Here is a 26,763-nt window from a genome sequence, read left to right as displayed (position 1 = left end):
GGAAGTGAGGGGCGCGGGAGAACCGGTGATGGAACGCCAGGAGATCGAGATTTTCCTGACCCTCGCGGAAGAACTGCACTTCGGGCGGACCGCCGAGCGCGTGGGTGTCTCGCAGAGCCGGGTCAGCCAGACCGTCGCCCGGCTGGAGCGCCGTATCGGTGCCAAGCTGTTCGACCGCACCAGCCGTCAGGTCACCCTCACACCCATCGGGGAACAGCTCGGGGGCGAGCTCGCGCCCGCGTGGCGGGGGGTCGAGGAGGCCGTCGCCAGGGCCATGGCGGCCGGGCGGGGCATCACCGGCTCGCTGCGGATCGGTTTCTCCGGCGCGTTCACGGGCCATCTGCTGCACAGCATCGCCGAGGTGTTCGGGCGTCGCCACCCGGGTGTGGACGTGCAGATACGGCAGGTGCAGATCTCGGACCCCTACGGTCCGCTGCGCGCGGGGGACATCGAGCTCCAGGTCACCGAACCACCGCTGGCCGAACCGGATCTGACGCTGGGTCCGGTGCTGGTGGCGCAGCCGAGGGTGCTGCTGATGTCGTCGGCGCACCCGTTCGCGCGGCGTGACTCGGTGAGCGTGGAGGACCTCGCGGAGGCGACGCTGCTGACGGTCGCCGGGAATGTGCCGACGCACTGGCTTGACCACCACTTCCCGCGGCAGACGCCGTCGGGGCGGCCCATCCCGCACGGGCAGGCCATGACGCACTGGGAGGACGCGCTCTCCCTGGTTCTCGCGGGCAAGGGCGTGACACCGGTGGCGGCCGCCGGCGCCCACTACTACAGCCGGCCCGGCCTGGTCTTCAAGCCGTTCACGGACGCCCCGGGCATCGACTACGCCTTCGTCTGGCCCACCGGCCACGAGACCGCCCGGCTACGGGCTTTCGTCCAGGCGGCCATGGAGCAGGTACGCGCGGTGGGCGGCCCTTCGCGGGCCGTGGAGAGCCTGTGGACGGACGAGGGCGCCCCTTAGCCGAGGGTGGTGGGGCGTCACTGCAGGGCCCCCGCGCCCGCGGCCGCGAGATAGCGCTGGTCGGGGTTGTCCTGGAGCATCACGTGGTGGAGCGTCGTGGTGGAGGGCGACGGGGGGATGCCGAGGTCGTCGGTCATACGGCGGTGCAGGGACTGGTAGACCTCCAGCGCCGTGGCCCGGCGGCCCGAGGCGTAGAGCGCCCGCATCAGCTGGGTGTGCAGGTTCTCGTGGTACGGGTGCTCGCCGACCAGAGCGATGGCCTCCCCGACCGCCTCCTGGAAGCGCCGGCACAGCAGCAGCGCGTCGATCCGCGCCTCGCATGCCGCGAGGTGCGCCTCGTTCAGCACCCGCGCCTGCACGGTGAGCAGACTGCCGTGCCGGACGTTCCCGAAGGGCGCCCCGCGCCACACGGCCAGCGCCTCGCCGAGCACCTCGGCGGCGGCGTGCGCCTCGCGCTTCTCCAGCAGGCCACGGGCGTCGAGGACCAGCCGCTCGAAGCGGGGACGGTCCCATTCGTCGGGCCGCAGGCACAGCACATAGCCGTTGCCGTCGGTGACCAGCCGGTGGTCGGCGATCTCACGGGCGCCGGCGCCGGTGCCGGCGGCCAGCGCCTTGCGTATCGCCCCGATGTACGTCTGCAGGGCGGTGGTGGCGGTGCGGGGCGGCTCGCCGTCCCACACCTCGCTCAGCAGCGCCGGCACGGACACACGGTGGTTGGCCTTCGCCATGAGCAGGGCGAGCACCTGCCGCTGCTTGGGCGCGCGGGGGGTGATGTCACGCCCCTGCTCGCGGATGTCGATCGGTCCAAGGACACGGAACTCCACAGCCCCTCCTCAAGGTTGGGTGTCACCGCCCGGGGAGCGGTGTACCGGTGTACGGGCGAACGGATCAGCGGGAGCCCTGCGTCGCTGCGGGGTTCCGGTGGTGCTGTGTGGGGGGAGGGGCTGTCGATCGGCGGTCGCCGACCGGCTTACGGCGGTCAGCCGTCGCCCGGGGACGGGACCAGGCACACCTCGTGCCCGAGCCGGCGGTGCGCCGAGGCGATGGAGACCAGCGTGGCGTGGCGGTGCCAGCCGGGATAGGACCGGCCCGCGAAGTCGTGCAGCCCCAGCTCGGCCTCCGCGACCCCGACCCGTGCGGCGGTTGCGGAGCCGATGACCGCGAGGGCCTGTTGCGAGAGTCCCGGCGTGCCGGGTGCGAGGCCTCGTCGACGGTCCGGACGTACTTGGGCTTGTGCCCGGTGCGGCGATGGGGGCGCGTGTCGAAGGTCGCGGGGCCGGCGGGACTTCCGCAACAGGTCCTACGGCCCGGGCGCGCCACGCCGGCAGCAGGTCGGTCAGCCAGATCCGGTCGGGCCGTGGGTGTGCGGCGGTCCAGACGCCGACCAGCAGGGCCGGCCGGTTCTGTGCCGGGAGCAGCACCCGTACGGTGCCGAGCCGGGGCTGCCCGGGGGCGAGGGGGGCGGTGGCGGCCGGCCGGGCGTGCCGCCGCAGCAGGTCGCCCGCCGGCTCCGGGGCCGCGTGGAGTGCCGCCGGGTCGGCCGGGTGGGGGGCGGCGGCCGGGGCGAGCGACAGGGGCAGGCTGTCGGGCACACCCACGATCCAGTCCAGGCCGCGGGCCCCGAGGCCCTCGATCACGGCCATGGCGTCGATGTGACCGTCGGTGTGGACGACCACCGGCGGCATCTCGGGTGTGATCCCCGACAGCTGGTCGGCGAGGGCGAGGCACAGATCGGCCGCGCTGGCATGCCCGGTCGGCTCGGGGATGCGGGCCTGGTGCCGCAGCGTGGCGTCCTCGGTCCAGCGCCGCGGCAGGTACAGCCGCCAGTCCACGGAGAGGTCGCCGAGCTCGCCGGAGAGGAATGCGCCCACCGCGAGCTGGCAGTTGACGGTACGTCCGAAGGCGGGCACGAAGCGCCGGTGGACGCCGGCGGACAGCTCGCCCCGCTTGGGGATGACCACGGGGCAGAGCGTCCAGGCATGCGCGGCGGTGTGCCCGGCGACCCAGCGGGCGAGTTCGGCGCGGACCGGGCGCCACCGCCAGGCGCTGTCGTTGACGAACTGCTGCAGCGACTGGGGCGCCGTCGGGGACGGCGTCACCGAAGCCGCTATGCGCCGCAGCGACTTCTTGCCCGGGGTGGCCAGCAGTCCCTTCAAGTAGACGCCGGCCCACCGCCGTTGGTCGGCCCGCGGCAGATGGGCGAAGAGCCGCTGGGCCGGCGGGACGTGCTCTGTGGCCGGATGCATGGACGGACTCCTCTCTCCCGGTCAGCCGCAAATATACAGAACATTCTCTATGTTTCCAGGTCGAGTGTCGGGACGGCGGTGACGGGGAGGGGGTGTGCGGCGATGCGCTCAGGGGTGCTGAGCTGCGGCGGGAGTGACGCGCCGGGCAGTGGACCGGGCGCGGAAAATTCCGTACTACGTGTGGAGCGTGGCGATCGAGCGATACGGCACGTGTGCGGAACTGCGCATTCAGTGAGGGGAGTTGGGGGCGAGAAGGGTGCCCAGCGCCTTCAGGGCTTCGGTCAGGGTCTCCTCGGGGCCGTCACCCGTGATCGTGCGCACCGCGTCCGGGGCGGTGGCGGCGGTTTCGACGCCGAGCAGGACGTGGGAGAGCAGGGAGGCGGCCGCCGGCGCGGTCAGTCCGCCGTCCAGGTGCTCCTCGCGCCAGGCCCGCTCCAGCGCCTCGCGCAGGCCGGGGGCCCAGGAGCCGTACCATCCGTGGTCGGCGGCGTGCCCCTCGCGGGTGAGCCGGGCGGCCGCGCGGATGCTCTGTGTGGTGCGCAGGGCGTCGGCCAGGGTCAGCACCCCGTCGAGCACGCCCTGCAGTCCCGGCGCGGGGGCGGCGATGAGCATCACCTCGCGGGTGGCGGTCGTGCCCGCTTCCTGGACGGCGTCCGCCAGGGCCGACTTGCTGGGGAAGTGGAAGGTCAGCGCGCCCATGGTGACGCCGGCCGATCTGACGATCCGGTGCAGGGAGGTGCCGTCGTAGCCGTGCTCGGCGAACTCGGCGGCCGCGGCCCTGACGATCCGCTGCCGGGTCTGCTCGGCCCTCTCCTGTCGCGGCATATGTGCTCGCACCTCCTCCCGCCCCCGTGTGCCGCGGCGGGCCCGCGACGGCACCACCATAGGTCAAGAAATTCCCAAGAGATCCGGAAAACGAGCAGCTCGGAACGTTCTTGGCAGGTTGGCCGGTAACGACTGCCCAATCCGGCTGACGGTCTGGCAGGTGCCTGTTTGACTGACCGTCATGATCGAACAAGCGTGCGTAATGAGCGACCGGGTAGTCATGATCACCGGAGCTTCGTCGGGCATCGGCGCGGCGGCGGCACGGCTCTTCGCCGAGCATGGCGCGGCCGTCGTGCTCACGGCCCGCCGTAAGGAGCAACTCGCCTCGGTGGCCGAGGAGATCGAGGCCAAGGGCGGCCGGGCGGCGTATGTCACCGGGGACATACGCCGTGGCGAGGACGTCGAACGGGTCGTGGCCACCGCGGTGGAGCGCTTCGGCCGCCTGGACGCTGCCTTCAACAATGCCGGCCACGCCACGCTCGGCGTCGATCTGCACGAGATGTCGGACGACGACTACGACACCGTCATGGACGTCAACGTCCGGGGCGTGTGGAACTGCATGCGCCACCAGATCCGCGCCATGCTCCCCACCGGCGGCGGCACGATCGTCAACACCGCGAGCGTGGCCGGCCTGATCGCCACCGGAGTGGGCGCGCCCTACGTGGCCGCGAAGCACGCGGTGATCGGCCTCACCAAGGCCGCGGCGGCCTCGTACGGGGACCGGGGTATCCGGGTCAACGCCCTGGCCGTGGGCAGCACGCTCACCGAGATGATGGAGTCGGTCGTCGAGCAGATGCCGGGCATGGAGCAGTCGTTCTTCGCGCGTGCCGTCCAGAAGAGGTTCGCCGCCCCGGTCGAGGTGGCGCAGGCGGCGCTGTGGCTGTGCAGCGGTGCCTCGTCCTTCGTGACGGGCGCGACCGTCCCGGTCGACGGCGGCACGCTGGCCGTCTGAGAGGTTCTACGACTGTCCGGGGGTGTCGTATGGCGGGGGCCGGGAGATGCCGTACGACGGCCCGGGCGCCCCACGGTCCGGGCGGCCCATGAGCCGTCCGCGACCCCGCTTCCCTCAGGGGGTCCGGACGGCCCACGGGCGAGAAGGGGCTAACCGGCCGTCGGGACCGGTTCGGCGGCGCGGGTCGGCCACAGCGTGCCGGCCGTCGCCTCCTCGTCGACCGTGCGCAGCAGCGCGTCGTCGATCTCGTCCAGCCCGTCCACCAGGTGGCGTGCCCCGGCCTGCCGCATCAGCTCGGCCTGGTGGCTGTGCTCGAACCGGCTGGGCCGGCCGATGAACGGTGCCCCGAGGGCCCTGGCCGCCTCGGCGACCCGGGCCACGTCGTCGATGAAGAGCACCTGGCCGTCTTCCAGCCCGAAGTGCGCGGTGATCTCCCGCAGTCCGGGGCGCACATCGTTGGTGCAGATGTAGTGGGGAGGGGTGAACAGCCCGGCGTACGCCCCGAGATGCTCGTCGAAGTGGGACTTGGCCAGGCCGCCGTAGCAGACCACGTCGAGCCCGGCGGCGCGCAGCCGTCGCAGCAGTGCCCCGGCTCCCTCGGTGACCTCCACGGGGTGGTCGGCGAGGTAGGCGGCGCGCTCCTCGAAGTAGGCGGCCAGGGCCTCCTCGCCGGTCAGCGTCTGCGGCACCGCGGCCGCCATGGCGCGGCCGGCGTCGGCCTGCCGCTGCGAGAAGACGCTGCGCTCGACATCGGCCGAGTAGATGCCGCCGCGGCGGGTGACGAACCGGTGGATGAGCGGGCTGAAGGTGTCGCCCAGCAGGACGCCGTCGATGTTGACGGCCGCCAGTCTCAGCTTGTGGAGTCGGTCGGTCATGTTCGGGTTCCCTCCCCTTGATCGGGCGCGCTCACTGACGTCCACAGGGACAGAGCGCGCTCCTCGCTGTTCTCGATCCCGTCGAGAGCCGGGTCGGTGGCGATGCCGGGCAGCAGCAGGCGCCACATGTTCACCGTGCGGCGGGGCAGGTCGGCACGCCCGGAGACGACCTGCGCGTACTCCTGCATGCCGGTGCACGCGCCGACGACGAACTCGGCCAGCTCCCCGGTGCGAACGTGCTCCCGCAACTCCCCCTGGGCGCGCGCCGTTTCGAGGCAGTCCTCGAAGCTGCGGGCCCAGACCGTGTACGGCGTGGCGTCCTGCAGGCCGAAGGCGGCCTGCTCGCCGGTGAGCCGGACGCCGGCCCGCAGCAGCGGGTCGGCCTGGAGCGAGTGCGACCAGATGAGGGTGATGTCCACCAGGCGCTGCAGGCCGGTCGTGGGCACATGCGGCTCGATGGTGCTGCGCTGGGCGTTCATCACCTCCATCGCGAGGTTCTGCTTGTCCTTGAAGTGGAAGTACAGCGCCCCCGCCGTCACGCCCGCGCGCTGCAGGATCTTGTTGATCCCGGCGCCGGCGTAGCCGTACTCGTCGAAGACTTCCGCGGCCGCCTTCAGGAGCTGTTCTCGGGTGTGAATCGCGCGCTCCTGCTTGGGTGCGCGATTCGTGTTCGCTCGTGCCATGGCTGCATCCCGGTCTCGACAAGAAAAAGAACGTCCTCTATGTTACTGGCTGTGGCGCGCCTTCGCCACTGCGTGGGGGCGCGCATGTCGAAGCGGGAAAACAGGGGGATTCCACATGAACGAGTTGGCGATAGCTGCTGTTTCGAGACCGGCCCGGGTGGCGAAGGGCCTCGTCCACAAGCACGACGCCGGCCAGGTGCTGCTGTCGGGCCTGAAGCGTCTGGCGGAGGACGAGTTCCTGGTCGCGGCGGACTGGACGGACCCCGGCGGTCTCCTGGCCGGCGGTGACTGCCGCGAGGACAGCGCCGTACTGCTCACGGAAACGATTCGGCAGGCCTTTCCGCTGCTGTCGCACGCCGGTTACGACGTCCCGTTCGGCCACCGTCTGCTCTGGAGCGAGTACCGCTACGCGCTCAACCTGAGGACGCTGCGCGAGGAGGGCATCGGCGGCCGGCCCGATCTGTACATCCGCTGCTACGACGTGGTCCGCCGCCGCGGCCGGGTCTCGGCCCTGTCCCTGCACATCACCGTGCTGCGCGACGGCGAGCAACTGGCCACCGCCCACACCCGGTTCACCATCCAGCCGCCCGCCATCTACGAGCGGCTGCGCGGCTCCTGCGGCGACGCGCACCGCATGCTGGAGCTGGCCCGGAGCCGCCCGCTGCCGCCCCCGGTCTCCGGCGCCGGCGAGGAGCTGCGGGACGTGGTGCTCTCGCCCACCGACGCGAGGGACCGCTGGCAGCTGCGGATCGACACCCACCACCCGATGTACTTCGACCACCCCAGCGACCACACCCCGGGCATCCTCCTGCTGGAGGCGGCCAAGCAGGCCGTGCGCACCCTGCGGCACCCCCGGGTCGGTGTCGCCGAGGCGATGGAGACCGTCTTCCACCGCTACGTCGAACTGGACTCCCCCTGCTGGGTGGAGGCTCAGCTGCTGCCCGACGACCAACTCGGCCGTGCCCGTTTCCTGGTGACGATGCATCAGGAGGGCATGCTGTGCTTCACCGCGCTGGTGTCGGTCGCGCAGGAACCGACCGGCTGACCTCCACGACCCGGCCGACCCCCGGCAGTGTCCCTCCGCCCACCCGGGCGACATGGGCGCCGAGCACCATGTCGTCGCCGACGGCGACGGGATGGCCCACGGAGCGCAGGAGGTCGAGGTCGGAGGCGTGATCCGCGTAGGCGGCGGCGTGCGACGGGGACACCGCGCGCCGCCGCATCAGCGTGCGCGCCAGCCGGCCCTTCTCGACGCCGATGACGGGGTGTTCCACCAGACCCGTGCAGTACCCGCCGACGTACTCCGGCTCGCTGCACAGGATCTCGTCGGCGCCGAGCAGCTCCGCGACCGGCTCCAGACAGGGCCGGAACGAGCCCGACACCAGCACGGTCAGCGCGCCCTGCTCGCGGTGCCGGCGCAGCGCGGACACCACCGGCTGATGCAGCAGCGTGCCGGCGGCGAGCTCCGCGTCGAACCAGGCGCGGCCGTGCGCGAACAGCTCCTCGCGCGGGCGGTCCGCGTACAGGCGGTAGTACTCACGGTTGGTGACCAGCCGTGAGACACCCGCCGCCGACCTGCGCCGCAGTGTGCCCGCCGCCTCCTCGTAGGCGGACGGCGGCAGCCCGCGCTCGCGGTAGTGGAACTCCAGGAAGCGGAACATGCTCTTGACGGTGATCAGCGTCTCGTCGACGTCGAAGAAGGCGATCTCGACGGGGGCGTCAGGTGTGCCGGGGACAGCGGACATGGTGGTACGGCCTTCCGTGCGGTGGGAGGGGGAAGCCGGGCGGCGGCCCCACCTGGGGGGAGGGGGGAAGAGCCGCCGCCCGGCGGGATCAGACGGACGCGGGAACCGGCGCCGTGGCGCGGGCGGCCAGGTAGGTGCGGGTGCCCTTGCCGGGCGTCTTGCGGCCCAGGTGCCCCGCGGCCACCAGCTGCTCCAGCAGGGGGGCCGTCTCCGGTGCCCGGCAGCGCGGGTCGGCCTGGAGCCGGCGCTGCACCTCCAGCGCCACATCGGCGCCCACCGTGTCGAGCAGCCGTACGGGACCGAGCGGCTGGCCGCCCACGGCGCGCGCGGTCGCGTCCAGCGCCGCGGTCGTCGTCTCGTCCGCGTCCAGCAGTTCGAGAGCCTGGTTCAGATACGGGAAGAGCAGCGCGTTGACGATGAAACCGGCCCGGTCGCCGCACTGCACGGTCTGCTTGCCGAGCCGTTCGGCCACCGCGCGGGCACGGGCCAGAGAGTGCCTGCTGGTGCCCTTCGCCGGGACCAGCTCCACCAGGCGCATCACCGCAGCCGGGTTGAAGAAGTGCAGGCCCAGCACGTCCGCGGGACGGCCCGCGGGCTCGGTGCACGCGGCGACCGGCAGGCTGGAGGTGGATGTGGCCAGCAGGGTGTGCGGCGCGCAGACCGCGCCCAGCTCGGCGAAGAGCCGCCGCTTGACCTCCAGGTCCTCCACCACGGCCTCGACGACGATGTCCACCGTGCCCAGCATCGAGCGGTCCGCGGTCGCGGTGAAGCCGCCCTGCCCTCCTTCCTCGTCCGTGCGCCGCAGCGCGAACTCCACGCGTTCCGCGGCCTCTTGTGCCTTCTCCTCGGTCCGGGCCAGCAGTGTGGTGTCGAAGCCGCCGCGCACGAAGGACTCCGCGATGCCGGTGGCCATGGTCCCGGAGCCCACGACCACCACCCGGCGGCCGGGCGGGGCGGTCGGCTCCGCCGGGCGGCGCGGCCCCTCGCCCCGGTCGTGGCGGTGGAAGCCGTGGCCCGTCTTGCGGCCGAGCCCGCCCCGGGCGATCAGTTCGTCGAGGACCGGGGCCGGCGCCGGGTGCCCGTCGGCCGTCTCGGCGAGGCGGGAGAGCAGGTCGCGTGCCGTGTCCAGGCCGATCGCGTCCAGCACGGCCAACGGACCTTCCCGCCAGCCGCAGCCGAGCCGTACCGCTGTGTCGATGTCCTCGGCGGTGGCGTACCCGTCGTGGACCATCCACGCGGCCCGGTTCAGCAGGCCGAGCAGCAGGCCGGGGGCGAGCGAGCCCGGCCGGTCGACGACCTGGTGCGCCGTGATTCCGGCCGCCGTCAGTATCTGTTCCACCCGCTCGGCCGCGGCGTCCCCGGCGCCGGGAGCGCGGGCGACCTCCACGGAGTCCAGGTCGTCCGCGCGCAGGAAGCGCAGCGCGAACAGGTCCGGGCCCGCGGCCTCCTGGAGTTCGGCGAGGGGCGTGGTCAGCGCGGTGGTGAGCACCGGGGTGCCGGGCCTGACGCGCTGTCGCACCTTGGCCAGCACCAGCCGCTTCAGCGCCGCCGGTTCCGGTACCGCCTCGATGACCAGGTCGGCGGCGGTGACCCCGGCCGGGAAGCGGGTCACCGTGCGGGGGCGTTCGGACGGGGGCAGTTCCTGGGCGCGGACCAGGGCCGCCGGGTCGTCGTCGATGCCGACGACGGTGAGTCCCGCGCCGGCCAGTCGGCGCACCAGGGTCAGTCCGGTGCCGCCCAGACCGACGACGGCCACGGTGTACGGGGACGGCGCGGGGGCGCCGTCCGGCTGATCGGGCATGGTGTGCTCCTGTGGGTGGAGGGGCGTGCGGTCAGTAGCGGCTGCCGGTGGGGTCCGGGGCCGCGTCCAGTTCCTTCAAGTCCTCTGCGGTGAGCGGCAGTTCGGCCGCCGTCAGGTTGTCCGTCAGATAGCGGGGCTGCTTGGTGCCGGGGATCGGGACGACGTGGTCGCCCTGGGCGAGGGTCCAGGCGATGGCGACCTGGGCGGCGGTGGCGCCGTGCCGGGCGGCGACCTTCTCCACCGCATGCGTGATGCGCAGGTTGGCGATGAACGCCGTACCCGTGAAACGGGGGTTGGTGGCGCGGAAGTCGCCGGCCTCGAAGTCCTCGGGCCGGGTGTAGCGGCCGGTGAGGAAACCCCGGCCCAGCGGGGCGAACGGCACGAAGGCGGCGCCGTGTTCGGCGCACCAGCCGGAGATCCCGCTGTCGGGGTCGAGCGGTTCCCTTGTCCACAGGGACAGTTCGGACTGCACCGCCGCCACCGGATGCGCGCGGTGGGCGGTGTCGGCCTGCTCCCGGGTCACCTCCGACAGCCCGAGGTGGCGCACCTTGCCCGCGCGCACCAGCTCGGACAGTGCGCCCCAGGACTCCTCCAGCGGTACGGCGGGGTCGACGCGGTGCAGGTAGTACAGGTCGATGACGTCGACGCCGAGCCGCCTCAGGGAGGCGTCGGCCGAGCGCCGGATGTGCTCGGGGGAACCGTCGCGGCTCAGGGCGCGGGTGGCGAGGTCGTCCACGACGATGCCGGTCTTGGTCGCGACCACGGCGTCGCCGCGGCGGCCGGCGAGGGCGCGGCCGACGAGGGTTTCGTTGTGGCCCTCGCCGTAGGCATCGGCCGTGTCCAGCAGCACCGGCCCGGCGTCCAGCGCCTGCCGGATCACCGCGACCGAGACCGCGTCGTCGCGCTGGGACTCTGCATAGCCCCAGCTCATTCCCATGCATCCGAGGCCGACGGGGTGGACGTCGAGTCCGGTCGGGCCGAGGCTGCGCGTGCTCACGCGAAGTTCCTTCCTGTCAGGGGGGATCGGAGGGGCCGGGGTGCGGACACCCCGGCCCCGTCAGGCCGCGGCGGTGAGGACCAGGGCGGCGTTGTGCCCCCCGAACCCCAGGGAGGTGCTCGCGGCGACACTCAACCGCCGGTGCCGCGCCGAGCCGGTGACCACGTCGATGTCGACGTCGATCGCCGGGTCCAGCGACTCGACGTTGGCGGTGGGCGGCATGGCGCCGTGGTACAGCGCCAGTGCGGTGTACGCGGCCTCGACGGCACCCGCCGCGGCGAGGGTGTGGCCGGTGACGCCCTTGGTGGAGGTGATCGCCGCGCGGTCGCCGAGCACCGAGTGCAGGGCGCGGGCCTCCGTGAGGTCGTTCATCGGGGTGGAGGTGCCGTGCGCGTTGACGTGCTCCACTTCGTCGGGGAGCACTCCGGCGTCGTCCAGGGCGGCCCGCAGCGCCCGCGCCAGGCCCTCGCCCTGCGGGTGCGGGGCGGTGGCGTGGTGCGCGTCGGACGTGGCGCTGAAGCCGGCGATGTCCGCATAGCGCCGGGCGCCCCGGGCGGTGGCGTCCGCGCACCGTTCCAGCACGAGGATCGCCGCGCCCTCGCCGGCCACGAAGCCGTCCCGGTCCGCCGCGAACGGGCGGGACGCCGCGGCCGGTTGGTCGGTACGGCCGGACAGGGCGCCCATCCGGGACAGCCCGTTGAGCGTGCCGGGGCTGATCGCCGATTCGGTGCCGCCGGCCAGGACCACGTCGCACAGCCCCGACAGCAGCCATTCGCGGGCCGTGCCGATCGCGGACGCCCCCGACGCGCACGCGGTCGCCGTGACCAGGCTGGGGCCGTGGATACGCAGGTCCATCGCGACGTATCCGGCGACCATGTTGACCATGCTCATGGGGATCATCAGCGCCGACACGTCCTCGGGGGTGCCCTCCGAGTAGGTGCGCAGCTGCTTCTCCAGGGTGGCCGCGCCGCCCAGGGAGTTGCCGATGACCACGCCCACCCGGGTGCAGTCCCAGGACCCGGTGTCCAGGCCGGAGTCGGCGACCGCCTGCCGGGCGCCGACCACGGCGAGCTGGGTGAAGCGGTCCAGCTTCCAGGCGGTGCGCCGGCCCAGCTCGGCCGTCGGGTCGAAGCCGGGAACCCGGCAGGAGATGTCGACCTTCTCGCCCTTGAGTTCGGGGTCGGTGGCCCCGGCGGAGACACCGGACAGCACACGCCGCCAGTTCTCCTCCACCCCGATACCGGCCGGGGTGACCAGGCCCATGCCGGTGACCGCGACTCCGCGGCCCCGGGCCACGCCGCTCACGCCTGATCCGCCTTCGCACGGATCACCGCGACGGCCTCGTCCAGGGTGAAGGCGGACTTCAGCTCGCCCTCCTGCAGGACGATGTCCATCTCCTTGCGCAGGATCAGGCTCAGCTCCACGAGTATCAGCGAGTCGATCTCCAGCTCGTCGAAGGTGGCGCCGGAGAGCAGCTCCGCCTCGTCGAGGCCGAACTTCTCGCTGATCAGGGCGGAGACGCGGTGCTTGAGGGATTCCTGGGTCTGGATGACGGGAGTGCTCATGGTGGTTTCCTCTCGTTGTTCGTTCTCTGGGTTGTCGGTGTGGTCGGTGGGTTCCAGGGCCGGCCAGACCAGCGCGGCCGAGCCCCAGGTGAGGCCGCCGCCGAAGCCGGTGAGGAGCACGCGGTGGCCGGGCTGCAGATCGCCGTCGGCGGCGGCGTCGCGCAGTGCAAGGGGGATCGAGGCGGCGACGGTGTTGCCGACCCGGTCCAGGTTGGCCACGATCTGCTTCTCCTCCAGGCCGAGTTGCTCGCCGACGGCGTTGAGGATGCGGATGTTGGCCTGGTGCGCCACGACCTTGTCCACTTCGGCGGGGGTCCAGCCGATCCGTTCGAGGAGGGTCCCCGAGGAGCGGCTCATGTTCAGTACTGCCTGGGTGAACACGGGCCGGCCGTCCATGGTGAAGAAGTGGTCGCCGGCGCCCGGGGGTTCGGGCGTGGAGCGCTGTCGGGAGCCTCCGGCGCGCACGGTGATCAGGTCGCCGCCCGAGCCGTCGCTGCCCAGGTCGAAGCCGAGCAGCGCGCCCGGCTCGTCCGCCTCGCCCGCCCGCAGGACCACGGCTCCGGCTCCGTCGCCGAAGATGGCCCGGGTGGTGCGGTCGGCCGGGTCGAGGATGGTGGAGAAGGTGTCCGCGCCGATCACCAGGGCCCGTTCGGCGACCCCCGCGGTGATCATTGAGGACGCGGCGGCCAGCGCGTACACGAACCCGGTGCACACGGCGGCCACGTCGAAGGCGGGCACCGTCCCGAGCCCGAGCCGGTGGGCGACGTCCGGCGCGGTGGCCGGGCACGGCCGGTCCGGGGTGCTGGTGGCCAGCACCACCAGGTCCACGTCGCCGAGGCGGGCGGAGGCCAGCGCATCCCGTCCGGCCGCCACCGCGAGGTCGGAGGTGGCCTCGCCCGGGGCGACGACATGACGCCGGCCGATCCCGGTCCGGGTACGGATCCACCGGTCCGAGGTGTCCAACTGCTCCGCCAGCTCCTCATTGGACACGACCCTCTCCGGCAGCGCACCACCCAGACCGCACAGGACAGCGGCGCGGCTCATGACGCCAGCTCCTCGGCCTCGTCGGCCGTACGGGCCGAGGGCAGGGCCAGGGCCGTCACGGTGCCGCCCGCCCGGAAGCTGCTCCCCACCCTGCGCAGTGCCGTACGGACGGCCGCCGGCTCAGGGGCGACGATCGCCGCCACGTGCCCGTCGGGGCGCACCACGAGGGCCTTCGGGGTGGTGCCGAGCAGGGGGGTGAAGCCCGGCCAGGCGGAGATGTCCCGTACCGGTACACCGTCGGGGGCGGCCGTCGACACGGACTCGCGGGCGGCCAGCCAGCCGGCGTCCTGACGCTCGCCGGCCCAGAGCAGCAGCGTCAGCCGCGCCGGGTCGATCGAGGGCCAGCGCTCGGCGCCCGGCTGGGAGTCGTCGTGCGCGGCGAACACCGGCAGCCGGTCGCCGACGCGGATCCTGCGGGTCAGCCCCGGCAGCGTGTCGCGCAGGGACTCGGCCGGCCGGTAGCTGACGTCGTGCTGCGCCATCAGCGGGGCACCGAACCGCTGCAGCACCCCGGTCCGATGGGCCAGCCGTACGGTGGCGTCGCGCAGGGCGAGCTCGTGACGCCGCTTGAACAGCCCCCAGCTGGTCTGCTTGGCCGTGGTCAGCACGATGCGCTCCGCGGCCAGGTGGCGATCGCTGTCGTAGGTGTCGAGGATGCCCGGTTCGAAGGCGCCCCTGACCACGCCGGCCAGCTTCCAGGCGAGGTTGACCGCGTCCTGGATGCCGGTGTTCATGCCCTGCGCACCGGCCGCGCTGAACACATGGGCGGCGTCGCCCGCGAGGAAGACCCGGCCCGCGCGCATGGTCTCGGCCACCCGGCGCCGCGCCCGGAAGATGGTGGACCAGTCGAGCTCACCGACGATCCCGGCCCGCGGGGAACGCTCGTCGACGAACCGCTGGAACAGCTCCGGCGGCGGCCCCTGCTCCTCGCGCCAGTCCGGCACGCTGATGGCGAGCCGGTACATCCCGCCGCCGAAGGGGGCGATGCCCAGAGCGCCGGAGCGGGAGTAGCAGTACATCAGCGCGTGCTGGTCCAGGTCGCCGGCCACGGGACCGTCACCGATCGCGAACAGCACGTCGTTGCCGGTGCCGAGGAGCTCGATCCCGGCGAGGCGCCGCACGGCGCTGTGCGCCCCGTCCGCGCCGATCACATAGTCCGCCTCGATCTGCTCGGCGGTTCCGTCGGCCCGCTGTATCTCCGCGACCGGCCGGGGCCCCGAGGTGTCGAGCCCGGTGAGGGAGCCGAACTCGATCTCGCCGCCGTACGCGGCCAGCCGGGTGCGGATCACCTCCTCGGTGGTGTCCTGCGGGACGACCACGCCGAAGGGGTACGGGGTGTCGGCGAGTCGGCTCATCTCGATGGCGCCGAGGTGCCGCTTGTCCGAGTAGTACTGCACCGAGTCCAGTCGGTTGCCCAGCTCGATCAGCGGCTCGGAGGCGCCGATACGGCCGAGGAGTTCCAGGCTGCGCGGCCAGACGACGCTGGCCCGGGAGTGCTGGACGGGCCCGGCGGCCGAGTGGTCGATCAGCCGCACCGGAACACCCTGCGCGAGCAGTTCGGTGGCGAGTACGAGTCCCACGGGGCCCGCGCCCACGACGAGGACGGGACGCCGCTCACCGGGGCCCTCGCGCTGAGGGAACGTCATGACAGTGCCTTTCATCGAAATCGAAGCGGAGAGGGTGGGAAGTCCGGGGGTATTCAGGTCCGTTGCACTACGACCGCGCTCCACGTGAACCCGGCGCCCGCGCTCAGCACGGCGGCGTACTCGCCGCGTCCGAGGCGGTGCGGGCCGGTGTCCGCGGCCAGGGCGGCCAGGTTGGACAGCAGGTCGCCGGCGCCGAGGTGGCCGGTGTTCTCGCCCAGGTCGGCCAGGGGCGCGTCGGTGACCGCGCCGACGGCGGGGCCGTACACGTCCCGTGCGGTGGCCCGGCCGAGCCGCGGCAGCAGTACGGCGCTCAACTGCCGCCCGCCGCTGCCGATGCCCGCCTCGGTCAGCGCCTCGGCCAGGACGGCCGTGGTCTCCCGGCGCAGCCGGTCGAGGAAGCGCGGCCTGCCGTGCTCGGCGAGGAACGCCTTCTTGGTCCGGCGCACGTCCACGGCCGCACTACGGGTGTGCGGTGCCGGGTGGAAGGCTTCGGTGTCGCGGTGGGCGCTCTCCAGCTCAGGCGCCGCCCGGGTGTGCAGGGCGCGCAGTGCCAGCGCACCCTCGGGGCGGGGCCCGGCGCCGACGACGGCCGCGGTGGCACCGTCGCCGTACCAGACGCCGTAGTCACCGCCCCACCGGTCGAAACCCGGCGGTGCGAAACGGTCGGCTGTGGTCACCAGGACCGGGCCGTCACCGGGCCGCGCGGCGAGCTGGTGCACCGCCGTGCGCAGGGCCGCCGCCGCGCCGTTGCACATCTGCTGGACGCCGGTCGGGATCGCGTCCAGGGCGCCGGTCCGGGCGGCCACGTAGTGCGCGGGCGACCAGAAGTCGTGGCCCTGGTGGTACGTCCAGGCGTGCAGGACGGCGGAGAGGTCACCGGCCCGGACACCGGCCCGGGACAGGGCGTGCCGGGCGGCGCGCACCGCCATCTCGGGGGCGGACAGGTCGGGGGAGACGGGCAGTTGCCCGTAGCCCATCGCGTCGGCCTCGTCGGCGGTCACCCGGCCGGCGGCCAGCGCGTCCGCCGTCTTCTCGGTGGCGGCCGGCAGCCACTCGGCGGGCGCGAGCCATGCGTCGTCGGAGGTCATATGCACTCCTCGCCGTCGAGCAGCGGCACGCCCGTCGACGCCGTCGTGGTGTGCATCTGACCGGAGGCGATGATGTCGCCGTCCTGCTCGAAGTCGATGTGGAAGGTCCTGAGGTCCGGGAGCATCAGGCTGAGGTTGTCCTCGTGCGCGTACGGCTCGGTCTTGCGGATGTGCACCGTCGTGGGGGCGTCCAGCTCGGCGTAGCGGGTGAAGGAGAACTCGAAGCCGGCCACCGTGCTGCGGCTGACCGAGGCGCCCCACAGGTCGGACACGCCGAGCAGGCACAGCTGCCGGGCCGCCTCCATGAGCACCATGCCGGGCACATGGTCCTGCCCGTGGTCGAACATGCTGCGGTTCTCCAGCGGGACCCGTACGGTCGCGGTGGCGTTGTCGCTGCCCACGGTGGCGGAGCTGAGGACGACGTTCGCCGGGTCGCTGCGGCCGACCAGGTGCGGGTCGACGTACGCGGTCTGGCGGGGCAGGTCCTTGAACGGCACCAGCGGCCGGCCGCGGCCCTGCAGGCGGACCGTGTCGTAGACCTCGGCAGGGATGTAGCCGACGTCCATGCGCACAAAGCCGAGGCAGCGCTGGGCGAGCTTCATGTCGATGCCGAAGGACAGCCGGCGCACATCGCCGGGCGTGCCGCGGCGGTTGCTGGTGCGCACCGAGATCCGCAGCTCGCCGGGCTGCTCCTGCTGCGGGAGGGTGAGCAGCCCCGGCAGCTCCATCGACCAGTTCCGCAGCAGGAACTTGCTCTTGCGCGAGACCCCGGCGTACTCGTGGCCGCCGTAGGTCTCGGCCTGCCGGCAGCACTCCAGCAGCAGCATCGGGTCGGGGCAGCCGAGCCGCGAGGTGTGCCCGGTGTAGTAGGCGTGCAGCGGGGGGAGTTGGGCGGCGGCGAGATATTCCTCCTCGCCGGTCTGGCGGGCGTCGGTGAGAAACACCTCGGAAAGTGCCCAGCGGTGCAGCAGAGAACGGTCCACGGTGCGCATGAATTCGAGGTTCGCGGCACCCGGCAGGCAGGTCTTCTTTTCGGTGGAGGTCATGGGATCCAATTCCCTTTTCTCTCGCTTGATTTCATTGTCGGGGGAGGTGGCAAAGCGCTCACTAAAAGCGAACTCAAGGGGCTGTTCGCTGGACCACCCAGGCGAGCGGACTGCTGTAGCCGTTGCCGGCCCGGTCCCAGGTCGCACGCGGAACGGTGGGCGCGGGGGCGTCGTCAGCGGTGGCGGCGCGTGTCCGAAGTACGGTCAACACGGCCACCAGCGCGGCCAGTTCGTCCGGATCCGGGTTGCCGCGTACGACACGGAAGGCGGCGTTCACAGCGGTGTGATCCCGTGCTTGCGCTGTGGCAGCGCCCGGTGTTTGGTCCGCAGCATGGCCAGCGAGCGGGCCAGCACCGCGCGGGTCTCGCCCGGTTCGACGACGTCGTCGACCAGACCGCGTTCGGCCGCGTAGTACGGGTGCATCAGCTCGGCCTTGTACTCCTTGACCATCCGCTCGCGCATCGCCGCGGGGTCGTCGGCGTCGGCGATCTGCCGGCGGAAGACGACGTTGGCGGCACCCTCGGCGCCCATCACCGCCACCTCGTTGGTGGGCCAGGCGAAGGACAGGTCCGCGCCGACGGAGCGGGAGTCCATGACGATGTAGGCGCCGCCGTACGCCTTGCGCAGGATCAGCTGGATGCGGGGCACGGTGGCGTTGCAGTACGCGTACAGCAGCTTCGCGCCGTGCCGGATGATCCCGTTGTGCTCCTGGTCCACGCCGGGCAGGAAGCCGGGCACGTCCAGCATGGTGACCAGCGGGATGTTGAAGGCGTCGCACAGGGAGACGAACCGGGCGGCCTTCTCGCTGGCCTTGATGTCCAGCACTCCGGCGCTGGCGAGCGGCTGGTTGGCGACGATGCCCACCACGTGCCCGTCGATCCGGGCCAGCGCGCACACGACGTTGACCGCCCAGGTGGGGTGCGTCTCGAAGTACTCGCCGTGGTCGACGATCTCCTCGATGACCTCCCGCACGTCGTAGCCGCGCGAGGGGTCGGCCGGGACGAGGTCGGCGAGCCGGTCGGTGCGCCGGTCCGCCGGATCGTCGCCCGGCAGCACGGGCGGGGCCTGCCGGTTGTTGGACGGCAGATACGACAGCAGGTGGCGCACGTCCTCCAGGCAGGTCGCCTCGTCGTCGTACGCGAACGCGGCCACCCCGGACACCGACGCGTGCACGTCGGCGCCGCCCAGCTCGTCCATGCTCACCTGCTCGCCGGTGACCGCACGCACCACGTCCGGGCCGGTGATGAACATCTGGGACACGCCCCGGACCATGAAGGTGAAGTCGGTCAGCGCCGGCGAGTAGGCCGCGCCTCCCGCGCACGGGCCGAGGATCACGCTGATCTGCGGGATGACGCCCGAGGAACGCGCGTTGCGGCTGAAGATGCCGCCGTATCCGGCGAGTGCGGTCACTCCTTCCTGGATACGGGCGCCCGCGCCGTCGCAGAGGCTCACCAGCGGGGCGCCGGACGCCTCCGCGAGGTCCATCAGCTTGTGGATCTTCATCGCGTGGGACTCGCCGAGCGCGCCGCCGAAGATGCGGAAGTCATGCGCGTAGACGAAGACCTGGCGGCCGTCGACGGTGCCCCAGCCGGTGACGACGCCGTCGGTGTGCGGCCTCTTGTGCTCCAGGCCGAAGCCGGTCGCGCGGTGCCGGCGCAGCGGCTCCAGCTCGGTGAACGACCCCTCGTCCAGCAGGAGTTCGATGCGCTCGCGGGCGGTGAGCTTGCCGCGTGCGTGCTGTGCCTCGGTGGCCCGCTGTCCGGGACCCGCGTGCACCTCGGCGCGCAGCCGCCGCAGCTCCTCCACGCGCACATGCATGCTGTCGGGACGCTCGGGTTCCGACCCGGCAGGCGGCACCGGGCTGTGTGCCACGGGTTTTTCGACCACGGTGGTCATGCCTTGTCCTCCCATCCGGACGCCCTCTGGACCGAGGCCGCCCGGAAGAAGGGTTCGGGGCCCTGGACAATGCCTGACTCAAGCCGTGAAAAAGCCGCCGACTTCTGTTCCGGGCCTTGAGTGAAAGGCAGGCGGGGTGTGAGAGAAAAGCGGTCCGGAACTTGAGCGGCCCCCTCGGACGATGTTCCCGACCGTCGTCGGAATCTCGAAAGGGCAGATCATGGCCGCGCACGTTCAGGAGTCCACCGCCGAGCCGCGGTACGCCGTCCTTTTCCCCGGTCAGGGGGTGCAGCGCCCCGGTATGGGCGAGCCGTGGCGGGACACGCCGTCCTGGGAGTTGGTCGACTCCGTCTCCCGGGCCTCCGGCTTCGACGTCGCCGAGCTGCTGCTGACGGCGGACCAGGAGACCCTGTCCCGCACCGACCACGCCCAGATCTCGGTGTTCACCGCGTCCCTGCTGGCCTGGTCGGAGTTCCACCGGCACGAACCGTCCGCGCAGGTGGTGGCAGTCGCCGGGCACAGCCTCGGCGAGTACTCGGCGCTGGTGGCCGCCGGGGTGCTGTCGGTGACGGACGGCGCCTGGCTGGTGGGCGAGCGGGGCCGGGCCATGGCCGAGGCGGCCCGGCAGCGGCCCGGAGCGATGGCCGCCGTGATGGGCGGCGACCCGGAACAGGTCACGGCCCTGGTGGCGCAGGCCCGCCGGGACGGTGCCGAGCTGTGGCTCGCCAACCACAACAGCCCCCAGCAGACGGTGATCGCCGGCAGCCGCAGTGCCGTGGAGGCCACCGCCGCCCGTGCGGCCGGGGCCGGCCTGCGCTACAGCGTCCTGCCGGTCACCGCCGCCTGCCACAGCCCCTACATGGAGCCCGCCGGCACGGCCCTGCGCCGGGCCCTGGAACTGACGAGCTTCGCCACCGGGGCGGTCCCCGTGGTGGCCAACGTCGACGCCCGCCCCCACCGAGGCGGCGGCCACTGGCGTGACCTGTGCGCGCGTCAGCTGGTCAGCCCGGTCCGCTGGGCGGACACCCTGAACGTCCTCCACGAGGAGCTGGACTCCACCGCGTTCCTGGACATCGGCCCCGGCGCCACCCTCGCCGGCCTGGCCCGTCGCACCCTGCCGGAGGTCCCCTCCCAGCGCTTCAAGGCCCCGGTCCCGCACCCGGCCTGACCTGCCGTCGACGCCGAAGGAAGAGATCATGACAACGATCCAGGAGATACCGGTCCGTCGAGCGGTCGAGGGACGCGGTCTGGGCGCTCTGCTGGTGCGGGCGGCGGCGGAGTTCCCCGAGCACGGGGTGCGCTACCTCTCCTCGGAGCAACCCCTGGAGCACACCTATCCGCAGCTCCTGAACGAGTCGCTGCGCCTGCTGAACGCCCTGCACGAGAAGGGAGTTCGCCCGGGCCGCGCCGTGGCACTGCTGCTGGAGCGGCCCGAGGACTTCATCCCGGCCTTCTGGGCCTGTCTGCTCGGCGGCATCCCCGTCTGCCCGCTGGTCCCCGTCCGGACCGACCCGCAGCGCTGGGCAGCGCAGTTGAACCATGTCGACACGCTGCTCGACGGCCCGCTCGTGGTCACCGACAGCCGTACGCGCGAGGAACTCCCCGCGGTCCAGGGGCTGTCGGTCACCACGATCGAAGAGCTGGCCCTGACCGCGACCGACACGGCCGAGTCGACCCCCGCCTCTCCCGACGACACCGCTCTGCTGGTCCTCACCTCCGGCTCCACCGGCGCCGCCAAGGCGGTCCGGCTCACCCACGGAAACCTGCTGGCCTCCATGGCGGCGAAGGCCGAGACGCAGTCGCTCACCCCCGCGGACGTGACGCTCAACTGGATCTCCTACGACCATGTCGCCGCACTGCTGGAGGCACATCTGCTGCCCCTGTCCGTGGGCGCCGTGCAGCTGCACACATCACCGGAGTCGGTACTGGCCGACCCCACGCACTTCCTCAGGCTGATGGACGCCCACCGGGTGACGATGACGTTCACCCCCAACTTCCTGCTGGGGCTGATCAACAAGGCCCTCGATCAGCTGCCGCACCCCCTGCCGCTGGACCTGTCCTGCGTACGGCACATCGTCTCCGGTGGTGAGGCGAATCCGGTCGCCACGGGCGTCGGCTTCCTCGACCGGCTGGCCCCGTACGGACTGCACCGCGGGGCCCTGTGGCCCGCGTTCGGGATGACCGAGACCTGCGCCGGCAGCATCTACAACCGGGAGTTCCCCGACGCCGACCACGGCGCCGAGTTCGCCTCGGTCGGCCGACCGGTCCGCGGGCTGCGGATCAGGGTCGCGGCGGGGGACGGCGAGGTCGGCGAGGTGCAGCTCACGGGACCGATGATCACGGGCGGGTACTGGAACAACGAGGAGGCGACCGGGGCCGCGTTCACGGCGGACGGCTGGTTCCGCACCGGTGACCTCGGCCGGCTCGACGGGGAGCGGCTGACCCTCGTGGGGCGGAGCAAGGACAGCGTCATCGTCAACGGCGTCAACTACCACAGCCACGACATCGAGTCGGTGCTCGGCGACCTCGACGGCATCGAGAAGTCCTTCGTCGCCGCGTTCCCGACGCGCCCGCGGGGCGGCGACACCGAGCAGCTCGCGGTCGCGTTCGCCGTCACCCCCGACGTGGCCGGCGACGAGGCGGCGCTCCACCGTCTGATCGTCGCGGTCAGGAACAGTGTCGTACTGCACTGGGGTTTCCGTCCGGCGCTGCTGCTGCCGCTGCCCAAGGACGCCTTCCCGAAGACGAGCCTGGGCAAGATCCCGCGAGCGCTGATGCGGCGCCGGCTGGAGGCCGGTGACTACGCCGGGCATGTGGACTCCGTCCGGGAGCTGATCACCCGTCAACTCGGGGGCCATGTCGAGCCGTTCGGACCTACGGAGGAGACGCTCGCGGAGCTGTACGGCGAGCTCTTCGACGCCGAACCGTCCACGATCAGCGCCACCGCGAGCTTCTTCGACCTCGGCGGAACCTCGCTGGACATCCTGCGCCTCAAGAGCCTGGTCTCCCGGCGCTTCCCCGGCGCCGACCTGCCGGTCCTCGCGGTCCTCACCTCGCCCAGCGTCCGGGAGCTGGCCGCGCGGATCGAGGCGGGCCAAAGCGGGGAGAGCACTCCTTACGACCCGATCGTCCCGCTGCAGACCAGCGGGGACGGGACGCCCCTCTTCTGTGTCCACCCCGGGGTCGGCGAGGTGCTCGTCTTCGTCAACCTGGCCAAGTACTTCGTGCACGAGCGGCCCTTCTACGCCCTTCGGGCACGCGGGTTCAACCCGGGGGAGAAGCCCTTCGAGAGCTTCGCGGAGATGGTGCGCACCTACGCGGACGCGATCCGCGCCAAGCAGCCGCACGGCCCTTATGCGATCGCCGGGTACTCCTTCGGCGCGGCGGTGGCCTTCGAGGTGGCCAAGCTGCTGGAGGCGCAGGGCGAGCGGGTGGACTTCCTCGGCAGCTTCAATCTGCCGCCGCACATCAAGTACCGCATGGACGAGCTGGACTTCGTCGAGACCGCGGTCAACCTGGCGATGTTCCTCGACCTGATCTCCCAGCAGCAGGCGAAGACACTGCCGGCCGACTTGCGCCCGCTGAGCAGGCAGGAGCAGCTCGCCCGTCTGATCGCCCTCGCCGCCCCGGACCGGCTCACCGAACTCGACCTGGATCTGGACAGGTTCACCGCCTGGGCGGACCTCGCCGACGGCCTGACCGGCCTCGGCCGGACCTACCGGCCCTCCGGCACGGTCGCGCGGATGAGCGTCTTTTACGCCGTCCCGCTGCGCGGCAGCAAGCAGGACTGGCTCGACAACGAACTCAGCCGCTGGTCGGACTTCACCCGCGAGCCACCCCGGTACCTCGATGTGCCGGGCGAGCACTACACCCTCATGGGACCGAAGCATGTGGCCGCCTTCCAGTCGGTGCTGCGGGCCGAGCTCGACCGGGCGCTCGGAGAAGGCGGTGCACCCCAGTGCTAGCCGGGAAGAAGATCCTGATCACCGGGGCGACCGGCCTGGTGGCGCGCACCGCGGCCGAGACGCTCGCGGAGCACAACGAGGTGTGGTGCACGGGCCGCTTCTCGGACCCGGAGACGGAGCGGCGCCTGAAGGACCGGGGCATACGGACGTGGCGCTGGGACATGGCCGTGGACGAACTCGGCGGTCTGCCCGACGACTTCACGCACGTCCTGCACGCGGCGGTCGAGCGCGGCGGCAGCGACTTCGAGGAGGTCGTGGCGGTGAACTCCGTCGCCACCGGCCGCCTGATGACCCACTGCCGCCGCGCCGAGGCTTTCCTGTACGTCTCCACCAGCGCGGTCTACGCGCCCAAGGCACCGGACCACCGGTACACCGAGGGCGACCCGCTGGGCACCGTCTCGGCATGGCTGCCGACGTACCCGGTCGGCAAGCTGGCCACCGAGGGCGCCGTACGTGCGCTCGCCGTGACGCTCGGCCTGCCCACCACCATCGCCCGGCTCAACGTCGCCTACGGCCCCCATGGGCACGGCGGGCTCCCGGTGATCCTGCACCGGCAGATGCTCGCCGGGAACCCCATCGCCGTACCTCACGAAGAACAGCACTACTGCTCCCCGATCCACACCGACGACATCGCGCGCCACGTGCCCCGGCTGTGGGCCGCGGCCCGCACCCCCGCGACCGTCGTGAACTGGGGCGGGGACGAGGTCGTCGGCGTGCGCGACCTCATGACGTACATCTCCGAACTGACCGGCGTGCCGGTCGACTTCGTGCCGAGCGACGTCACCCGCGCCGTCGTCGCGTTCGACGACACCCGCCGCAGGAGCATCGCCGGCGCCTGCACGACGTCCTGGCGGGACGGGGTCCGGCAGGCCCTTCAGGCGCACTTTCCCGGCACCGTCGAAGCCCACCCCGACCGAGAGGCCTCCCACCGTGACCTGTGAAACGTCCACCGAACCGCAGGTGCTGGGGCTGTTGGAACGCTCGCTGAGCGCCGGCTGCGCGGCCTCGCTGCGTGCGGCCGTGAAGCTCGGCCTGGCCGACGTCCTCGGCGACACCCCGGCAAGGGCGGAGAGCCTCGCCGTGGCGGTCGACGCCGACCCCGACGCGCTCCGGCGACTGCTGCGCTCGCTCACCGGCCACGGGGTCTTCGCCGAGACCTCCGAGGGCCGGTTCGTCCACACGGAGCTCTCGCGACTGCTGCGCGAGGACTCCCCGGACCGGCTCGACCAGCTCGTGCTGTGGCTGACCGAACCGTGGACCTGGGAGCTGTGGGGCCGTCTCGACGAGTCGGTGCGCACCGGGAAGGACGTGTTCGCCGCCACGTACGGCGGGGAGTTCTTCGAGCACGTGCACACGGTCTGGCCTCAGTCGGCGGCGGTGTTCGACCGCGCGATGACCCAGGCCAGCAGGCAGTCCGCCGCGGCCGTCGCGAACGCCCTGCCGCTGTCCGGTGCGCGGACCGTCGCCGACATCGGCGGCGGACAGGGCTTCCTGCTGGCCGCGCTGCTGGAGCGCAACCCCGGCGTGCGGGGGATCCTGTTCGACCGGCCCGACGTGGTCGCGGGCGCCGACGCCCGGCTGCGCGACGGCGGTGAACTGGCCGACAGGGCAAGGCTGTTGGCCGGAGACTGCCGTGAGGCGATCCCGGCCGGCGTCGACGTGTACGTCTTCAAGAACATCCTGGGGATGAACGACGAGGACGCCGCCGTCGTGCTCGGCAATGTCGTACGGACGGCCCGCGCCGGAACCAGGGTGGTCATCGTCGAGAACCTCGTCGACGACGGCCCGGGGCAGCGGTTCAGCACCGCGATGGACCTGCGGATGCTGCTCACCGTCGGCGGCCGCAAGCACACCCGGCAGGGCCTGCTCGCGCTCGTGGAGCGGGCCGGCCTGGTCGTCCGGGACGTACGGCCGGTCAACTCCTACCAGCACCTGATCGAAGCGACGGCGCCATGACCCGTAACGCCGATGTCCTGGTGGTGGGCGCCGGGCCCACCGGTCTCCTCCTGGCCGGGGACCTGGCCGCGGCCGGGGTGCGGGTCACCCTGCTGGAGCGGCGGGAACGCGCCGCCGACCCCGGCATGACCCGTGCCTTCGCGGTGCACGCCCGCACCCTGGAGGTGCTGGACGCGCGCGGCCTCGCCGACGAACTGGTCGCCCGCGGCAGGACGGCACCCGTGGTGGGGCTGTTCGGCAGGATCGAACTGCGCCTGCACCGGCTGCGCACCCGCTTCCCGTTCGTGCTGATCACCCCGCAGTACCACGTCGAGGAACTGCTGGAACGGCGCGCGCTCGCCGCCGGAGCGCGGATCGTGCGGGGCGCCGAGGTAGTGGCGCTTCGGCAGCGGGCCGACGGCGTCGCCGTGGACACGGCGGCCAAGGGCACCTTCGGCGCCTCGTACGTCGTCGGATGCGACGGCGTACGCAGCGCCGTGCGGCGGCTGACCGGGATCGGCTTCCCCGGCCGCTCGGTGGTGCGTTCGGTGATGCTGGCCGACGTCCGGCTCAAGGCGGTGCCCGCAGACGCGGTGACCACCAACTCCAACAAGTACGGCTTCGCCTCTCTCGTCCCCTTCGGCGACGGCTGGTACCGGGCGATCGGCCGCATCGCGGGCGACGACCGCCCCGACGACGCACCCGCGACCCCGGAGGAACTCTCCGGCCTGCTGCGTCGCGTCCTCGGCACCGACTTCGGCATGCACGACCCGCGCTGGATCTCGCGCTTCCACAGCGACGAGCGGCAGGCCGTGCGCTACCGCGACGGCCGGGTGCTGCTGGCGGGCGACGCCGCGCATGTGCACTCGCCCGCCGGAGGCATGGGGATGAACACGGGGCTGCAGGACGCCGCCAACCTGGGCTGGAAGCTGGCCGCGGTCGCGCAGGGCCGGGCCGGAGAGCCGCTGCTCGACTCCTACGAGGGAGAGCGCCACCCCGTCGGAAAGCAGGCGCTGCGCGTCTCCGGGGCCATCACCCGAGGAGTGTTGAACACCCCCCGCAGCGGCCTGGTGCGACAACTCCGGGATGCCGCCCTGCCGTTGCTCTCCCTGGCGAACTCGCTCACTGGCGTGGGAGAGCGCCTGCTCTCCGGCATCGGCATCGCCTACCCGTCCCCGCCCGGCAGCCACCGCCTCACCGGCCGCCGGGCGCCCGACCTGCGGATCGCGGGCGGGCAGCGGCTGTACGAGGTGCTGCGCGACGGCCGTTTCGTTCTGATCACCGCAGGCCACCCGGTACCTGAGACGGACTGGCTGCGAGTGGTCGCCCCCGACGGCCCCCTGCGCACCACCCTCCTGATCCGCCCGGACGGCCATATCGCCTGGGCCGCCGACACCCCGCACCCCGAACAACTCCACACGGCGCTGGAACGCTGGACTCGAACTCGCGCAGGTTCGCGGATCCGCTCGTGATGTGATCGTCGC

22 protein-coding genes and 3 pseudogenes are annotated in these 26,763 nt (G+C 72.4%); 8 read left to right on the top strand and 17 right to left on the bottom strand.

Annotated features, from left to right (window positions below; genetic code table 11):
* Positions 1–28 precede the first annotated feature (28 nt).
* Positions 29–970: a LysR family transcriptional regulator gene (locus P2Q00_RS36930; protein ID WP_275778432.1), complete on the top strand. Its 942-nt coding sequence runs from the start codon at positions 29–31 to the stop codon at positions 968–970.
* A gap of 17 nt (positions 971–987) precedes the next feature.
* Here P2Q00_RS36930 and P2Q00_RS36925 read toward each other — a convergent pair whose 3' ends face one another.
* The 4 genes and pseudogenes from P2Q00_RS36925 to P2Q00_RS36910 all read right to left on the bottom strand — a co-directional run bounded on the left by P2Q00_RS36925 (position 988) and on the right by P2Q00_RS36910 (position 4,041).
* A complete protein-coding gene (locus tag P2Q00_RS36925; RefSeq protein ID WP_275778430.1) occupies positions 988–1,794 on the bottom strand; it encodes an AfsR/SARP family transcriptional regulator in 807 nt (268 codons plus the stop codon).
* 155 nt (positions 1,795–1,949) lie between these two features.
* Positions 1,950–2,123: pseudogene (locus P2Q00_RS36920) on the bottom strand (IS701 family transposase); the annotation flags it as partial.
* Positions 2,124–2,261: 138 nt separating this feature from the next.
* Positions 2,262–3,216, bottom strand: a pseudogene (locus P2Q00_RS36915) (IS701 family transposase); the annotation flags it as partial.
* A gap of 228 nt (positions 3,217–3,444) precedes the next feature.
* The gene (locus P2Q00_RS36910) at positions 3,445–4,041 is read right to left on the bottom strand and encodes a TetR family transcriptional regulator (RefSeq protein ID WP_275778428.1); all 597 of its coding nucleotides are present in this window, start codon (positions 4,039–4,041) and stop codon (positions 3,445–3,447) included.
* Between the two features lie 181 nt (positions 4,042–4,222).
* Between P2Q00_RS36910 and P2Q00_RS36905 the strand changes: the two genes are divergently transcribed.
* A complete protein-coding gene (locus P2Q00_RS36905) occupies positions 4,223–4,993 on the top strand; it encodes an SDR family NAD(P)-dependent oxidoreductase (protein ID WP_275778426.1) in 771 nt (256 codons plus the stop codon).
* A 149-nt stretch (positions 4,994–5,142) separates the two neighbouring features.
* Here P2Q00_RS36905 and P2Q00_RS36900 read toward each other — a convergent pair whose 3' ends face one another.
* Both P2Q00_RS36900 and P2Q00_RS36895 read right to left on the bottom strand, forming a co-directional pair.
* Positions 5,143–5,868: an HAD family phosphatase gene (locus P2Q00_RS36900; RefSeq protein ID WP_275778424.1), complete on the bottom strand. Its 726-nt coding sequence runs from the start codon at positions 5,866–5,868 to the stop codon at positions 5,143–5,145.
* Positions 5,865–6,551 (bottom strand): ScbR family autoregulator-binding transcription factor, encoded by a 687-nt coding sequence (locus tag P2Q00_RS36895; RefSeq protein WP_275778423.1) that lies wholly within the window; start codon positions 6,549–6,551, stop codon positions 5,865–5,867. The genes P2Q00_RS36900 and P2Q00_RS36895 overlap by 4 nt, the downstream gene beginning before the upstream one ends.
* A 115-nt stretch (positions 6,552–6,666) precedes the next feature.
* Between P2Q00_RS36895 and P2Q00_RS36890 the strand changes: the two genes are divergently transcribed.
* Positions 6,667–7,596 (top strand): ScbA/BarX family gamma-butyrolactone biosynthesis protein, encoded by a 930-nt coding sequence (locus tag P2Q00_RS36890; RefSeq protein ID WP_275778422.1) that lies wholly within the window; start codon positions 6,667–6,669, stop codon positions 7,594–7,596.
* Here P2Q00_RS36890 and P2Q00_RS36885 read toward each other — a convergent pair.
* The 11 genes and pseudogenes from P2Q00_RS36885 to P2Q00_RS36835 all read right to left on the bottom strand — a co-directional run bounded on the left by P2Q00_RS36885 (position 7,556) and on the right by P2Q00_RS36835 (position 19,301).
* A complete protein-coding gene (locus P2Q00_RS36885) occupies positions 7,556–8,296 on the bottom strand; it encodes an HAD family hydrolase (RefSeq protein ID WP_275778420.1) in 741 nt (246 codons plus the stop codon). The genes P2Q00_RS36890 and P2Q00_RS36885 overlap by 41 nt on opposite strands.
* Before the next feature lie 88 nt (positions 8,297–8,384).
* On the bottom strand, positions 8,385–10,097 hold the full coding sequence (locus tag P2Q00_RS36880) for a 3-hydroxyacyl-CoA dehydrogenase family protein (protein WP_275778418.1): 1,713 nt from the start codon (positions 10,095–10,097) through the stop codon (positions 8,385–8,387).
* A 31-nt stretch (positions 10,098–10,128) separates the two neighbouring features.
* Complete coding sequence (locus P2Q00_RS36875; protein WP_275778417.1) at positions 10,129–11,094, bottom strand: aldo/keto reductase; 966 nt, start codon at positions 11,092–11,094, stop codon at positions 10,129–10,131.
* A gap of 60 nt (positions 11,095–11,154) precedes the next feature.
* A complete protein-coding gene (locus P2Q00_RS36870) occupies positions 11,155–12,390 on the bottom strand; it encodes a beta-ketoacyl-[acyl-carrier-protein] synthase family protein (RefSeq protein WP_425579563.1) in 1,236 nt (411 codons plus the stop codon).
* 5 nt (positions 12,391–12,395) lie between these two features.
* Positions 12,396–12,659 carry an acyl carrier protein gene (locus P2Q00_RS36865; protein WP_275778554.1) on the bottom strand — a complete coding sequence of 88 codons (264 nt, stop codon included), beginning with the start codon at positions 12,657–12,659 and terminating at the stop codon, positions 12,396–12,398.
* 48 nt (positions 12,660–12,707) lie between these two features.
* A pseudogene (locus P2Q00_RS36860) lies at positions 12,708–13,703 on the bottom strand (beta-ketoacyl-ACP synthase III); the annotation flags it as partial.
* Positions 13,700–15,349, bottom strand: coding sequence for an FAD-dependent monooxygenase (locus P2Q00_RS36855; protein ID WP_275778414.1), 1,650 nt, complete (start codon positions 15,347–15,349; stop codon positions 13,700–13,702). The gene P2Q00_RS36855 and the pseudogene P2Q00_RS36860, both read right to left, overlap by 4 nt.
* 53 nt (positions 15,350–15,402) lie before the next feature.
* Positions 15,403–16,437, bottom strand: coding sequence for a ketoacyl-ACP synthase III family protein (locus P2Q00_RS36850; RefSeq protein WP_275778412.1), 1,035 nt, complete (start codon positions 16,435–16,437; stop codon positions 15,403–15,405).
* A complete protein-coding gene (locus tag P2Q00_RS36845; protein ID WP_275778410.1) occupies positions 16,434–17,483 on the bottom strand; it encodes an AfsA-related hotdog domain-containing protein in 1,050 nt (349 codons plus the stop codon). The genes P2Q00_RS36850 and P2Q00_RS36845 overlap by 4 nt, the downstream gene beginning before the upstream one ends.
* 73 nt (positions 17,484–17,556) lie before the next feature.
* Positions 17,557–17,760 (bottom strand): acyl-CoA carboxylase subunit epsilon, encoded by a 204-nt coding sequence (locus P2Q00_RS36840; protein WP_275778408.1) that lies wholly within the window; start codon positions 17,758–17,760, stop codon positions 17,557–17,559.
* Positions 17,757–19,301, bottom strand: a complete 1,545-nt coding sequence (locus tag P2Q00_RS36835) for an acyl-CoA carboxylase subunit beta (RefSeq protein WP_275778552.1) — start codon at positions 19,299–19,301, stop codon at positions 17,757–17,759. The genes P2Q00_RS36840 and P2Q00_RS36835 overlap by 4 nt, the downstream gene beginning before the upstream one ends.
* A 298-nt stretch (positions 19,302–19,599) precedes the next feature.
* Between P2Q00_RS36835 and P2Q00_RS36830 the strand changes: the two genes are divergently transcribed.
* From P2Q00_RS36830 to P2Q00_RS36810, 5 genes are read left to right on the top strand one after another with little or no spacing between them, the layout of a single operon-like run.
* Positions 19,600–20,547, top strand: a complete 948-nt coding sequence (locus P2Q00_RS36830) for an ACP S-malonyltransferase (RefSeq protein WP_275778407.1) — start codon at positions 19,600–19,602, stop codon at positions 20,545–20,547.
* A 28-nt stretch (positions 20,548–20,575) separates the two neighbouring features.
* On the top strand, positions 20,576–23,344 hold the full coding sequence (locus P2Q00_RS36825) for a non-ribosomal peptide synthetase (RefSeq protein WP_275778405.1): 2,769 nt from the start codon (positions 20,576–20,578) through the stop codon (positions 23,342–23,344).
* Positions 23,338–24,285 (top strand): NAD-dependent epimerase/dehydratase family protein, encoded by a 948-nt coding sequence (locus P2Q00_RS36820; protein WP_275778403.1) that lies wholly within the window; start codon positions 23,338–23,340, stop codon positions 24,283–24,285. Before P2Q00_RS36825 ends, P2Q00_RS36820 begins: the two co-directional genes overlap by 7 nt.
* Positions 24,275–25,300: a methyltransferase gene (locus P2Q00_RS36815; protein ID WP_275778401.1), complete on the top strand. Its 1,026-nt coding sequence runs from the start codon at positions 24,275–24,277 to the stop codon at positions 25,298–25,300. Before P2Q00_RS36820 ends, P2Q00_RS36815 begins: the two co-directional genes overlap by 11 nt.
* Positions 25,297–26,751 carry an FAD-dependent monooxygenase gene (locus P2Q00_RS36810; RefSeq protein WP_275778400.1) on the top strand — a complete coding sequence of 485 codons (1,455 nt, stop codon included), beginning with the start codon at positions 25,297–25,299 and terminating at the stop codon, positions 26,749–26,751. The genes P2Q00_RS36815 and P2Q00_RS36810 overlap by 4 nt, the downstream gene beginning before the upstream one ends.
* Positions 26,752–26,763 lie beyond the last annotated feature (12 nt).

Source organism: Streptomyces coacervatus (genome assembly GCF_029223485.1).
Lineage (GTDB): Bacteria > Actinomycetota > Actinomycetes > Streptomycetales > Streptomycetaceae > Streptomyces > Streptomyces coacervatus.
The sequence above is the reverse complement of the archived record's forward strand: the minus strand, read 5'-3'. Positions and strand labels throughout refer to the sequence as shown.

Bases quoted from the DNA above. Each gene is read 5' to 3' on its own strand.
- P2Q00_RS36930 (WP_275778432.1), top strand. From the start codon at position 29: ATGGAACGCCAGGAGATCGAGATTTTCCTGACCCTCGCGGAAGAACTG.
- P2Q00_RS36910 (WP_275778428.1), bottom strand. From the start codon at position 4,041: ATGCCGCGACAGGAGAGGGCCGAGCAGACCCGGCAGCGGATCGTCAGG.
- P2Q00_RS36905 (WP_275778426.1), top strand. From the start codon at position 4,223: ATGATCGAACAAGCGTGCGTAATGAGCGACCGGGTAGTCATGATCACC.
- P2Q00_RS36900 (WP_275778424.1), bottom strand. From the start codon at position 5,868: ATGACCGACCGACTCCACAAGCTGAGACTGGCGGCCGTCAACATCGAC.
- P2Q00_RS36895 (WP_275778423.1), bottom strand. From the start codon at position 6,551: ATGGCACGAGCGAACACGAATCGCGCACCCAAGCAGGAGCGCGCGATT.
- P2Q00_RS36890 (WP_275778422.1), top strand. From the start codon at position 6,667: ATGAACGAGTTGGCGATAGCTGCTGTTTCGAGACCGGCCCGGGTGGCG.
- P2Q00_RS36885 (WP_275778420.1), bottom strand. From the start codon at position 8,296: ATGTCCGCTGTCCCCGGCACACCTGACGCCCCCGTCGAGATCGCCTTC.
- P2Q00_RS36880 (WP_275778418.1), bottom strand. From the start codon at position 10,097: ATGCCCGATCAGCCGGACGGCGCCCCCGCGCCGTCCCCGTACACCGTG.
- P2Q00_RS36865 (WP_275778554.1), bottom strand. From the start codon at position 12,659: ATGAGCACTCCCGTCATCCAGACCCAGGAATCCCTCAAGCACCGCGTC.
- P2Q00_RS36855 (WP_275778414.1), bottom strand. From the start codon at position 15,349: ATGACGTTCCCTCAGCGCGAGGGCCCCGGTGAGCGGCGTCCCGTCCTC.
- P2Q00_RS36850 (WP_275778412.1), bottom strand. From the start codon at position 16,437: ATGACCTCCGACGACGCATGGCTCGCGCCCGCCGAGTGGCTGCCGGCC.
- P2Q00_RS36845 (WP_275778410.1), bottom strand. From the start codon at position 17,483: ATGACCTCCACCGAAAAGAAGACCTGCCTGCCGGGTGCCGCGAACCTC.
- P2Q00_RS36835 (WP_275778552.1), bottom strand. From the start codon at position 19,301: ATGCATGTGCGCGTGGAGGAGCTGCGGCGGCTGCGCGCCGAGGTGCAC.
- P2Q00_RS36830 (WP_275778407.1), top strand. From the start codon at position 19,600: ATGGCCGCGCACGTTCAGGAGTCCACCGCCGAGCCGCGGTACGCCGTC.
- P2Q00_RS36825 (WP_275778405.1), top strand. From the start codon at position 20,576: ATGACAACGATCCAGGAGATACCGGTCCGTCGAGCGGTCGAGGGACGC.
- P2Q00_RS36810 (WP_275778400.1), top strand. From the start codon at position 25,297: ATGACCCGTAACGCCGATGTCCTGGTGGTGGGCGCCGGGCCCACCGGT.